We start from the raw sequence: 11,960 nt of genomic DNA on the forward strand, positions 1-11,960 counted from the left end.
CCTCCCGTCCCAGGCGCACCACAGCCCCGGCCGCGGGTCGAGGGGCTCGCGCGTGATGAACGTCACTGGACCAATCTGCGCACCGGACACCGGAGTTCGACATTCTGCGGAGCCCGGGACAACGGATTCCGGCGTCCCGCGGGTGCGGATTTCTCACCCCGCGCGGAATGGCACCGCCGCGGAATGATCAACTCAGCGCGCGACCATGATCCGCGAACGGAGGAATTCGAGATCGACTTCTTCGAGTGAACTCACAATGCTACGACCGGACTTGGGCTCGATCGGCGCGATGGACGGCACGGCCACCACATGGCAGCCGGCGGCCTCCCCGGCGGCGACCCCGGTCGCGGTGTCCTCCAGCACCGCACAGCGCACCGGGTCGGCCCCCAGCCGGCGCGCGGCGGTCAGATACGGGTCGGGGTGCGGCTTGGTCCGGGCCAGCTCGTCCCCGGCGACCGTGAAGGCGAAGTGCTCGTGCCCGATCCAGGTGAGCATGCGGTCCACGACCGTGCGGTGCGAGGCGGAGACCAGCGCCGCGGGGATCCGGTGCGCGGACAGCTCCGCGAGCAGCCTGCGGGCGCCCGGCATCAGCGGGACGCCGCGCTCCAGCCGCTCGGTGAACCGGGCGTTCAGCAGCACGCTCAGCTCCTCCAGGCCGATGTCGGCGGCGGTCGCCTCGATCAGGAAGCCGGCGCTGCGCGACATGGGACCGCCGACGACGACGCTGCGCCACTCGTCGCGCAGCTCGTGCCCCAGCTCGGCGAAGACCGCGACCTCCGCGTCCCACCAGAAGTCCTCGGTGTCGACCAGCGTGCCGTCCATGTCCAGCAGTACGGCCTCCAGCTCGGGCTCCTCACCCGTGAGCGTGGTGACGGCGGGGGATGGACCGGCCATCCGCGAACACCTCCCGAAAGCGACGACTCCACAAGGGACGACAAGGCCGGTCGTCCCCTCCGCCGGAACCCCGGAGGGCTCCGGTTTCCGGCGGAAGCGGACGACCGGCCTGTACCGGACCGATCAGTATATGACCTGTGCCCTCATCGGGCGTTGAAATACTTCGCCTCGGGGTGGTGCAGCACGATCGCGTCGGTCGACTGCTCGGGGTGGAGCTGGAACTCCTCGGACAGCTCGACGCCGATCCGCTCCGGCCGCAGCAGCTCGGCGATCTTGGCGCGGTCCTCCAGGTTCGGGCAGGCGCCGTAGCCCAGCGAGAACCGCGCTCCCCGGTACTTCAGATCGAACATGCCCTGCATCTGGTCGGGGTCCTCACCCGAGAAGCCCAGCTCGCTGCGGACCCGGGCGTGCCAGTACTCGGCCAGCGCCTCGGCCAGCTGCACGGAGAGGCCGTGCAGCTCCAGGTAGTCGCGGTAGGCGTCGCCCGCGAACAGCTCGGCGGTCTTCTCGCCGATCCTGGAACCGACGGTGACCACCTGCAATCCGACCACGTCGGTCTCGCCGGACTCCTCCGGACGGAAGAAGTCCGCCAGGCACAGCCGCCGGCCGCGCCGCTGCCGGGGGAAGGTGAAGCGGGTGCGCTCGTTGCCCTGCTCGTCCAGCAGGATCAGGTCGTCGCCCTTGGAGTAGCAGGGGAAGTAGCCGTAGACGGCGGACGCCTCCAGCAGGTTCTCCGTCTGCAGCCGCTCCAGCCAGCCCCGCAGCCGGGGGCGGCCCTCGGTCTCCACCAGCTCCTCGTAGGACGGCCCGTCGCCCTTGCGGGACTCCTTGAGCCCCCACTGCCCCTTGAAGAGGGCGCCCTCGTCCAGCCAGGACGCGTAGTCCTGCTGCCGCAGGCCCTTGATCACCCGGGTGCCCCAGAAGGGTGGCTCGGGGACGGGATTGTCGACGGCCACGTCGGAGCGGACGGAGCCGTCGTTCTCCTCCGGCTCGGGGATGTCGAGGTCCCGCTTGGGCACCCGGCGCTGCTTGAGCGCGGGCAGCTCGGCGCCGGGCACGCCGCGCTTGACGTCCATCAGGGCGTCCATGAGGCTCAGCCCCTCGAAGGCGTCCTTGGCGTAGCGGACCTCGCCCTCGTAGATCTCGTGCAGGTCCTGCTCGACATAGGCCCGGGTCAGCGCGGCGCCGCCGAGGATGACGGGGAAGTCGGAGGACATCTTGCGCTGGTTGAGCTCCTCCAGGTTCTCCTTCATGATCACCGTGGACTTCACCAGCAGCCCGGACATGCCGATCACATCGGCCCGGTGCTCGGCCGCGGCGTCCAGGATGGCGCTCACCGGCTGCTTGATGCCGAGATTGACCACCTGGTAGCCGTTGTTGGACAGGATGATGTCGACCAGGTTCTTGCCGATGTCGTGGACGTCACCGCGGACCGTGGCCAGCACGATCGTGCCCTTGCCCGCGTCGTCCTCGGACTTCTCCATGTGCGGTTCGAGGTGGGCGACGGCGGCCTTCATCACCTCGGCCGACTGCAGCACGAAGGGCAGCTGCATCTGTCCGGAGCCGAACAGCTCACCGACGACCTTCATGCCGGCCAGCAGCGTGTCGTTGACGATGTCGAGCGCCGGACGCTCCTCCAGCGCGGAGTCCAGGTCGGCCTCCAGCCCGTTGCGCTCGCCGTCGATGATGCGCCGCTGGAGGCGCTCCTCCAGCGGGAGGGCGGCCAGCTCCTCGGCCTTCCCGGCCTTCATCGACTTGGCCGTGGCGCCCTCGAACAGCTCCATCAGCTTCTGCAGCGGGTCGTACCCCTCGCTGCGGCGGTCGTAGACCAGGTCGCGGGCGGTGGTCACCTGCTCGTCGTCGAAGCGGGCGATCGGCAGGATCTTGCTGGCGTGCACGATCGCGGAATCCAGCCCCGCCTTGACGCACTCGTCGAGGAAGACGGAGTTGAGCACGATCCGGGCGGCCGGGTTCAGACCGAAGGAGATGTTCGACAGGCCCAGCACGGTCTGCACGTCGGGGTGCTTCTGCTTGAGCAGCCGGATGGCCTCGATGGTGTTGATGCCGTCCTTGCGGGACTCCTCCTGGCCGGTGCAGATGGTGAAGGTGAGGACATCGATGAGGATGTCCGACTCGTGGATGCCGTAGTTGCCGGTCAGGTCCGCGATGAGGCGTTCGGCGATGGCGACCTTGTGCTCGGCGGTGCGGGCCTGGCCCTCCTCGTCGATGGTCAGCGCGATCAGCGCCGCCCCGTGCTCGGCGGCCAGCTTGGTGACCTTCGCGAAGCGGGACTCGGGGCCGTCACCGTCCTCGTAGTTGACGGAGTTGATGACGGCGCGGCCGCCCAGCTTCTCCAGACCGGCCTGGATGACGTCGATCTCCGTCGAGTCCAGCACGATCGGCAGCGTGGAGGCGGTGGCCAGCCGGCCCGCCAGCTCGGTCATGTCCGCGACGCCGTCCCGGCCCACGTAGTCGACGCACAGGTCGAGCATGTGGGCGCCCTCGCGGATCTGCTCCCGGGCCAGCTCGACGCAGTCGTCCCAGCGCGCCTCCAGCATCGCCTCGCGGAACTTCTTCGAACCGTTGGCGTTGGTCCGCTCCCCGATGGCCATGTACGAGGTGTCCTGGCGGAAGGGCACCGCCTGGTACAGCGAGGCGGCGGCCGGCTCCGGCTGCGGGGTGCGCGCGGCGGGCTCGCGGCCGCGCACCCGCTCCACCAGCTGGCGCAGGTGCTCGGGCGTGGTCCCGCAGCAGCCGCCCACCAGGGACAGACCGTAGTCGCCCACGAAGGTGTCGTGCGCGTCGGCCAGCTCCTCGGGGGTGAGCGGGTAGCTGGCACCGTCCTTGCCCAGCACCGGCAGACCGGCGTTCGGCATGCAGGAGAGCGGGACGCGGGAGTGCTGGGCCAGATAGCGCAGATGCTCGCTCATCTCGGCGGGGCCGGTGGCGCAGTTCAGCCCGATCATGTCGATGCCCAGCGGCTCCAGGGCCGCGAGGGCCGCGGCGATCTCGGAGCCGAGCAGCATCGTGCCGGTCGTCTCCACCGTGACCGAGCACAGCAGCGGCAGGTCGGCGCCGACCGCCGCCATGCCGCGGCGGGCGCCGATGACGGCGGCCTTGGTCTGCAGCAGGTCCTGGGTGGTCTCCACCAGCAGCGCGTCGGCGCCACCGGCGATCATGCCCTCCGCGTTCTGCTGGTAGGCGTCGCGCAGGATGGTGTAGGGGGCGTGGCCGAGGGTCGGCAGTTTGGTGCCCGGGCCCATGGAGCCCAGGACCCAGCGCATCCGCCCGTCTCCGGACTCGAACTCCTCGGCGACGTCGCGGGCGATCCGCACGCCGGTCTCGGACAGTTCGAAGATGCGTTCGGTGATGTCGTACTCCCCCAGCGCCGCGTGGTTGGCGCCGAAGGTGTTGGTCTCCACGCAGTCCACGCCGGCGGCGAAGTACTCCTGGTGGACCGCGCGAATGATGTCGGGGCGGGTCACGTTCAAGATCTCGTTGCAGCCCTCGAGCTGTTCGAAATCCTCCAGCGTCGGATCCTGCGCCTGGATCATCGTCCCCATCGCTCCGTCGGCGACGACCACACGGGAGGCGAGTGCGCTGCGGAGCGCCTCGGCCCGGGTGGGGGACGGAGTTGCGGACGTGCGGCTCGGCGACGAGGCCATGGAAGAGGCTCCCTGGGTTGCGACGGCTGTCGGCTTTGCGCGCCGGTGAGGCAGCGCACCCGGTCAGCGTAGCGGGCGGACGCAAGAGCGCAGGTCGACATTCCGACCATCGGACACTCCGGCGCTCGATCCGGGCTCGATCCCGACTACCGTCGCGTCGACATCAAGCGATACCGTTCGACATTGTCGAATTCGACAATTTGGCATGTGGAATCTCAAGGCAGCAGGTCAGGGAGGACCGATGGCCCGGACCATCCAGTCGCTGGAACGAGCGGCGGCCGTACTGCGGTTGCTGGCGGGCGGCGAGCGGCGGCTCGGACTCTCCGAGATCGCCTCGGCGCTCGACCTGGCCAAGGGTACGGCGCACGGGCTGCTGCGCACCCTCCAGCAGGAGGGCTTCGTGGAGCAGGAAGCGGTCACGGGCCGCTACCAGCTCGGGGCCGAGCTGCTGCGTCTGGGCAACAGCTATCTGGACGTGCACGAGCTGCGGGCCCGCGCCCTGGTGTGGACGGACGACCTGGCCCGCTCCAGCGGGGAGAGCGTCTATCTGGGCGTGCTCCACCAGCAGGGCGTGCTCATCGTGCACCACGTCTTCCGCCCCGACGACAGCCGCCAGGTGCTGGAGGTCGGCGCCATGCAGCCGCTGCACAGCACAGCCCTGGGCAAGGTGCTGTGCGCGTTCGACCCGGTGGCGCACAGCGAGGCGCTGGACGGGCGGCGCACCGACTTCACGGAGCGCACGGTCACCGGCGGGGACCGGTTCGAGACGCTGCTGGATACCGTCCGGGCGCGCGGCTGGGCGGCGGACGTGGAGGAGACCTGGGACGGCCTCGCCTCGGTGGCCGCGCCGATCCACGACCGGCGCCGGATGCCGGTGGGCGCGGTGGGCATCACCGGGGCCGTGGAGCGGGTGTGCGAGGGCGAGGAGCTGCTTCCGCGGCTGGTGGCGGCCGTCCGGGACACGGCGCGGGCGGTCTCCAGGGACCTGGGGGCGCGGCGGTTCTGAGCGTTCCGGGCCGGCACCGGCGGGGGCTCCGAAACGGCCCCCTCCGAGCGTCCCGGGGCCTCCCCGGGAGGGCCCCGGCGCGGCCGTCCCGAGCCGCCGGGAGGGCCGCGCGCACCGTCTGGCCCTCCCGGGGTGCCGCCACCGCTGCGTGGCCGCAGGATGACAGCCAGGAGTCATCGGTCACAGCCCCTTGACGGGACTCTTACGAAGGAGAAAAGTTGCCGTTCGGCGGTCGACATTGTCGAACACCGGACGATCAACAACCGGTCCGCCCATCCCCCTGGCCTCCGGCCGGGAGGTGCCCCCATGGACAAGGACAAAGGAGTCGCGGGTGTCCAGCCTCGACATCTTCACGAGTGAGGTGACCGGCACGATGGTGCTGATCCTCCTCGGTGGCGGCGTGGTCGCCGCAGTCAATCTCAAGCGCTCGAAGGCGTTCGCGGCCGGCTGGGTCGCCATCGCCTTCGGCTGGGGCTTCGGGGTGCTCACCGGTGCCTACATCGCCCAGCCGTCCGGCGCCCACCTCAACCCGGCGGTCACCCTGGCGCTCGCCATCAAGGGTGACACCCCCTGGAGCGACGTCCCGCTCTACATGGGCAGCGAGCTGCTCGGCGCCATCCTGGGCGCCGTACTCGTGTGGGTCGCCTACTACAGCCAGTTCCAGGCCACGCTCCGCGAGCCGGACATGGTCGAGATGAAGCACGCGAACCCCGGCCCCGTGCACGGTGTCTTCTTCACCTCCCCCGAGGTGCGCAACGGCCTGCTGAACTTCCTCACCGAGGTCATCGCCACCTTCGTGCTGATCTTCGCGATCCTCACCCAGGGCCTGGTCAAGGATGCCGACGGCACCATGGGCCTCGGCAGGATGGGTGCCTTGATCACCGCGCTGGTCGTCGTCGGTATCGGTCTCTCGCTCGGCGGACCCACGGGCTACGCCATCAACCCGGCCCGTGACCTCGGTCCCCGGCTGGCCCACGCGGTGCTGCCGCTGCCGAACAAGGGCGGCAGCGACTGGAGCTACGCCTGGGTCCCGGTGGTGGGACCGCTGGCCGGCGCCGCCATCGCCGCGGGGCTCTACAACCTCGCATGGGCCTAGCGACCCGGCCGACCGCCGAGACCACCCGATGACGCAAGGGAGCACACACACCATGAGCGAGACCCACAGCACCCACGCCTCCGCGCACGGCGGCGGGCCCTTCATAGCCGCGATCGACCAGGGCACCACCTCCAGCCGCTGCATCGTCTTCGACAAGGACGGCCGCATCGTCGCGGTCGACCAGAAGGAGCACGAGCAGATCCTGCCCAAGCCGGGCTGGGTCGAGCACGACGCGGCCGAGATCTGGACCAACGTCCAGCAGGTGGTCACCGGCGCGCTGGAGAAGGCCGGGGTCACCCGGGAGGACGTGCTGGCCCTGGGCATCACCAACCAGCGCGAGACGACCGTCCTGTGGGAGAAGGCGACCGGCCGTCCGGTGCACAACGCCATCGTCTGGCAGGACACCCGCACCGACGCGCTCTGCAAGGAGCTGGGCCGCAACGTGGGCCAGGACCGGTTCCGCCGCGAGACCGGGCTGCCGCTGGCGTCCTACTTCGCCGGACCGAAGATCCGCTGGCTGCTGGACAACGTCGACGGGCTGCGCGAGCGCGCCGAGAACGGCGAGATCCTCTTCGGCACCATGGACTCCTGGGTCATCTGGAACCTCACCGGCGGCCCGGACGGCGGCAAGCACGTCACCGACGTCACCAACGCCTCCCGCACCATGCTGATGAACCTGCACACCATGGCCTGGGACGAGAAGATCTGCGCGTCCATCGGCATCCCGATGGCGCTGCTGCCCGAGATCCGCTCGTCCTCCGAGGTGTACGGCGAGGCCACCGGCGAGCTGGCGGGGCTGCCCGTCGCCTCCGCGCTGGGCGACCAGCAGGCGGCGCTGTTCGGCCAGACCTGCTTCGAGCAGGGCGAGGCCAAGTCGACCTACGGCACCGGCACCTTCCTGCTGATGAACACCGGGCACGAGCCGGTCAACTCCTACAACGGCCTGCTCACCACGGTCGGCTACCGCATCGGTGACCAGCAGCCGGTCTTCGCGCTGGAGGGCTCCATCGCGGTCACCGGTTCGCTGGTGCAGTGGATGCGCGACCAGATGGGGCTGATCAACAGCGCGGCGGAGATCGAGACCCTGGCCAGCTCCGTCGAGGACAACGGCGGCGCCTACTTCGTCCCGGCGTTCTCCGGCCTGTTCGCCCCGTACTGGCGCTCGGACGCGCGCGGTGTCATCGCGGGCCTGACCCGCTACGTCACCAAGGCGCACCTGGCCCGCGCGGTGCTGGAGGCGACGGCCTGGCAGACCCGGGAGATCGTCGACGCGATGCAGAAGGACTCGGACGTCGAGCTGGCCGCGCTGAAGGTGGACGGCGGCATGACCGCCAACAACCTGCTGATGCAGACCATCTCGGACGTCCTGGACGCGCCCGTCGTGCGCCCGATGGTCGCCGAGACCACCTGCCTCGGCGCGGCGTACGCGGCCGGTCTGGCCGTCGGCTTCTGGTCGGGCACCGACGAGCTGCGGGCCAACTGGAAGCGCGCCGCGGAATGGACCCCCCGCATGGACGCAGAGACGCGTGAGCGGGAATACCGGAACTGGCTCAAGGCCGTGGAGCGGACCATGGGCTGGATCGAAGAGGAGAACTGAGAGCGATGAACACCTCGCAGAGCGTCCCCACCCTCGGGACGCACCCGACTGCCGGCAGCAACCCTGGCCGCGCAGAGACCAGAGGGCTGCTCGCGAACGCGACGTACGACCTCCTGGTCATCGGCGGCGGCATCCTGGGCACCTCGGTCGCCTGGCATGCGGCGCAGTCGGGACTGCGGGTGGCCATGGTGGACGCCGGCGACTTCGCCGGCGCCACCTCCTCCGCGTCCTCGAAGCTGGTGCACGGCGGTCTGCGCTACCTGCAGACCGGCGCGGTCAAGCTCGTCGCGGAGAACCACCACGAGCGCCGGGTGCTGGCCAAGGACGTGGCCCCGCACTTGGTCAACCCGCTCACCTTCTACCTGCCCGTCTACAAGGGCGGCCCGCACGGCGCCACCAAGCTCGGCGCGGGCGTCTTCGCCTACTCGGCGCTGTCCGCCTTCGGCGACGGCGTCGGCCGGGTGATCTCCCCGGCGAAGGCCGCCGCCGACAACCCGGCGCTGCGCACCGACAACCTCAAGGCGGTCGCGGTCTACGGCGACCACCAGATGAACGACTCGCGGATGGCCGTGATGACCGTCCGCGCGGCCGTGGAGTCGGGCGCCGTGGTCCTCAACCACGCGGAGGTCACCGGGCTGCGCTTCACCCGGGGCCGGGTCACCGGCGCCGAGCTGCGGGACCGCACCGACGGTGCCGAGTTCGGCGTGGACGCGCGGCTGGTGCTGAACGCGACCGGCCCGTGGGTGGACCACCTCAGGACGATGGAGGACAGCGGCGCGGCGCCCTCGATCAGGCTGTCCAAGGGCGCGCATCTGGTCCTCAAGCAGAAGTCGCCGTGGGGCGCGGCGATGGCCACGCCCATCGACAAGTACCGCATCACCTTCGCGCTGCCGTGGGAGGACCAGCTGCTGCTGGGCACCACGGACGAGGAGTACACCGGGGACCCGGCCGACGTGCGGGCGACCGAGGCCGACATCCAGCAGATCCTGGACGAGGCCGCCTTCTCGGTGCGGGACGCCGATCTGGACCGCGATCTGATGACCTACGCCTTCGCCGGGCTGCGGGTGCTGCCCGGCGGCCCCGGCGGCGTGGAGTCGGCCAAGCGGGAGACCGTCGTCACCGAGGGCCGGGGCGGGATGCTGTCGGTCGCCGGTGGCAAGTGGACCACCTACCGGCACATCGGCCGCACGGTGATGGACAAGCTGGAGAAGCTGCCCGGCGGGGCGCTCGCGGCGTCCATGGAGAGCGCGGTGCCGGTCAAGGACCTGGTGCGGCGGACGCCGCTGCCGGGGATCGCCAACCCGAACGCGGTCGCGCACCGGCTGCTGGCGGACCGGGAGCCGGGCGTGCGGATGGACCCGCTGACCGCCCGTCAGCTGGCCACGCACTACGGTTCGCTCTCCTTCGACATCGCCCGGCTGGTCAACGAGGACCCGTCGCTGGGCGAGCGCATCCACCCCGACGGGCCGGAGATCTGGGCCCAGGTCGTCTACGCACGCGACCACGAGTGGGCCGAGACGGTGGACGACGTGGCGCGCCGCCGCACCACCCTGACGATCCGCGGCCTGGACGACGAGAAGGTCCGCGGCCGGATCGAGGAGCTGCTCGGGCAGCGCGGCTGACACCGCGCCGAGCGCACCGCGAGGGGGCGTACGCCGTTCGACGGCGTACGCCCCCTTGCCGCTGTCCGGACGCCATTCACCCCCGGGCGCCGTGACGTTGTGCGGATGGGATCACCAGTTCGGCAAGTTGGTAACGAGCGGGTTCCCACCGCCCGGTCAGGCGGTGCGGCGTGGCACTGTCCTCCGCATGAAAGGCAAGACGAACGCGGGCGGCGGGACACCCGCGGCCGGACCCGTGCGCCGCCGCCTGCGGATGCCGGGGCGCACCCGGGCACGGCGGGCCGCGGGGTGGACGGCACTGGCGCTCGTGGTCCTCCTCGTCCTGCCGACCGCCGGCGCGGCGGCGGCACTCCGCGCCGGCTACGCGGGGGAGGTGTCCGCCGAAGCGCGCTCCCGGGGCCGGGACGCACTGTGGCTGGGCCACGCCTGGCTGGACGGGCGCCGGGACGAGGCCGACCTCGCGGCGCTCAAGCGGCGGACGGCGGGCACCGGCATCCGCGACCTGTACGTGCACACCGGGCCGCTGTCCCACGACGGCTCGCTGCCGAAGAAGCGGTACCCGCGTGCGAAATGGCTGCTGAAGGCCGTCGAGCGGGAACTGCCCGGCGTGCGGGTCCAGGCATGGCTCGGGGACCGGCTCGCCTACGGCCCGGACGCGGACGGCGGGCTGCGCACGGCCGACCCGGAGACGCGGCGCGCCGTGGTGGCGAGCGCCCGGCAGGTGCTGGCGGCGGGCTTCGACGGGGTGCACTTCGACCTGGAGCCGCTGCGCTCGGGGGACGCCGGCTATCTGCGGCTGCTGGACCGGCTGCGCCCGGCGGTCCGGGCGCACGACGGGGTGCTGTCGGTCGCCGCGCACCAGATCGACCCGCTGCCGGGGCTGCACCACGTCTCGGGCGGCGTCTTCGGACACGGAAAGTGGTGGTCGCAGGAGTACTTCGGCGAGGTCGCGCGGCGGGTGGACCAGATCGCGGTGATGTCCTACGACACGGCGCTGCCCGCCGAGAGCCTGTACGGCGGCTATGTGGCGCAGCAGACGGCACTCGCGCTGGAGGCGGCGCCCGACCGGGTGGACCTGCTGATGGGGCTGCCCTTCTACCACACGGACGGCATGGGCCATCACGCCGCGGCCGAGACCGCCGCGGCGGCGGTGCGCGGGGTACGGCTCGGGCTCGGCCGCGAGGACCGCGACCGTGCGCGGTTCGGCGTCGCGCTCTACGTCGACTTCGCGGCGACGGAGCAGGACTGGCGCGCCTACCGGCGGGGCTGGGGCGCACCGGCGACACCGGCGACACCGGCGACTCCGGCCGGAGCACGGCACACACAGACTTCGGATGCCCAGGGGAGGCAGCGTTGACCGTCACGGACGAGGCGATCGAGAAGATCAAGGGGATGATCGTCTCAGGGGCGCTGGGCCCCGGCGACCGGCTGCCCAGGGAGAGCGAACTGGCCACCGAACTCGGCCTGTCGCGCAACTCGCTGCGGGAGGCGGTCCGCGCGCTGGCGCTGATCCGGGTGCTCGACGTACGCCAGGGCGACGGCACCTATGTGACGAGCCTGGATCCGCAGGTGCTGCTGACGGCGATGAGCTTCGTGGTCGACTTCCACCGCGACGACACCGTCCTGGAACTCCTGGCCGTGCGCCGCATCCTGGAGCCGGCGGCCACCGCGCTGGCGGGCACCCGGATCGCGGTGGCCGAGCTGGACGCGCTGGAGTCCGAACTGGACACGCTGGAGTCCGAGCTGGCCGCCCCGGCTCCGGAACCGTCCGTGGGGCAACTGGTCGCCGCGGACCTGGAGTTCCACCGGCGCATCGCGGCGGCCTCCGGCAACTCCGTACTGGGCTCGCTGCTGGACGGCCTCGCCGGCCCGCACACCCGGGCCCGGGTCTGGCAGGGGCTGACCCGGCAGGAAGCGGTCGGCCGCACCCTGCACGAGCACCGGCAGATCCTCGCGGCCCTGCGTACCGGCGACGCGGAGGCGGCGCGCTCCTGGTCGACCGTGCACATCGCGGGCGTCGAGCAGTGGCTGCGCGCGGCACTGTGACGCCGGACACCACCGCCTCCCCGGGACGGACGCG

8 protein-coding genes are annotated in these 11,960 nt (G+C 71.3%); 6 read left to right on the forward strand and 2 right to left on the reverse strand.

Annotated features, from left to right (window positions below; translation table 11 throughout):
* Nucleotides 1–192 precede the first annotated feature (192 nt).
* Both A949_RS0112780 and metH read right to left on the reverse strand, forming a co-directional pair.
* A complete protein-coding gene (locus A949_RS0112780; protein WP_019356406.1) occupies nucleotides 193–894 on the reverse strand; it encodes an HAD family hydrolase in 702 nt (233 codons plus the stop codon).
* A 143-nt stretch (nucleotides 895–1,037) separates the two neighbouring features.
* Nucleotides 1,038–4,559, reverse strand: coding sequence for a methionine synthase (gene metH, locus A949_RS0112785; protein WP_019356407.1), 3,522 nt, complete (start codon nucleotides 4,557–4,559; stop codon nucleotides 1,038–1,040).
* A 241-nt stretch (nucleotides 4,560–4,800) separates the two neighbouring features.
* On the opposite strand from metH, the gene A949_RS0112790 reads away from it, so the two are divergent.
* The 6 genes from A949_RS0112790 (at nucleotide 4,801) to A949_RS0112815 (ending at nucleotide 11,926) form a co-directional block, all read left to right on the forward strand.
* Nucleotides 4,801–5,565, forward strand: a complete 765-nt coding sequence (locus tag A949_RS0112790; protein ID WP_019356408.1) for an IclR family transcriptional regulator — start codon at nucleotides 4,801–4,803, stop codon at nucleotides 5,563–5,565.
* A gap of 331 nt (nucleotides 5,566–5,896) precedes the next feature.
* Nucleotides 5,897–6,661: an MIP/aquaporin family protein gene (locus tag A949_RS0112795; RefSeq protein ID WP_019356409.1), complete on the forward strand. Its 765-nt coding sequence runs from the start codon at nucleotides 5,897–5,899 to the stop codon at nucleotides 6,659–6,661.
* 52 nt (nucleotides 6,662–6,713) lie between these two features.
* A complete protein-coding gene (gene glpK / locus A949_RS0112800) occupies nucleotides 6,714–8,258 on the forward strand; it encodes a glycerol kinase GlpK (RefSeq protein ID WP_019356410.1) in 1,545 nt (514 codons plus the stop codon).
* Nucleotides 8,259–8,263: 5 nt separating this feature from the next.
* Nucleotides 8,264–9,880: a glycerol-3-phosphate dehydrogenase/oxidase gene (locus tag A949_RS0112805; RefSeq protein ID WP_019356411.1), complete on the forward strand. Its 1,617-nt coding sequence runs from the start codon at nucleotides 8,264–8,266 to the stop codon at nucleotides 9,878–9,880.
* A gap of 187 nt (nucleotides 9,881–10,067) precedes the next feature.
* Entirely contained in the window at nucleotides 10,068–11,237 is a 1,170-nt protein-coding gene (locus A949_RS33255; protein ID WP_019356412.1) for a glycosyl hydrolase family 18 protein, read from the forward strand.
* Nucleotides 11,234–11,926 (forward strand): FadR/GntR family transcriptional regulator, encoded by a 693-nt coding sequence (locus A949_RS0112815; RefSeq protein ID WP_019356413.1) that lies wholly within the window; start codon nucleotides 11,234–11,236, stop codon nucleotides 11,924–11,926. The genes A949_RS33255 and A949_RS0112815 overlap by 4 nt, the downstream gene beginning before the upstream one ends.
* Nucleotides 11,927–11,960 lie beyond the last annotated feature (34 nt).

This window comes from Streptomyces sp. AA1529, assembly GCF_000280905.1.
GTDB lineage: Bacteria > Actinomycetota > Actinomycetes > Streptomycetales > Streptomycetaceae > Streptomyces.

What these genes read in the sequence shown, in the direction of transcription:
- A949_RS0112780 (WP_019356406.1), bottom strand. Translation starts at nt 894, where the DNA reads ATGGCCGGTCCATCCCCCGCCGTCACCACGCTCACGGGTGAGGAGCCC.
- metH (WP_019356407.1), bottom strand. Translation starts at nt 4,559, where the DNA reads ATGGCCTCGTCGCCGAGCCGCACGTCCGCAACTCCGTCCCCCACCCGG.
- A949_RS0112790 (WP_019356408.1), top strand. Translation starts at nt 4,801, where the DNA reads ATGGCCCGGACCATCCAGTCGCTGGAACGAGCGGCGGCCGTACTGCGG.
- glpK (WP_019356410.1), top strand. Translation starts at nt 6,714, where the DNA reads ATGAGCGAGACCCACAGCACCCACGCCTCCGCGCACGGCGGCGGGCCC.
- A949_RS0112805 (WP_019356411.1), top strand. Translation starts at nt 8,264, where the DNA reads ATGAACACCTCGCAGAGCGTCCCCACCCTCGGGACGCACCCGACTGCC.
- A949_RS33255 (WP_019356412.1), top strand. Translation starts at nt 10,068, where the DNA reads ATGAAAGGCAAGACGAACGCGGGCGGCGGGACACCCGCGGCCGGACCC.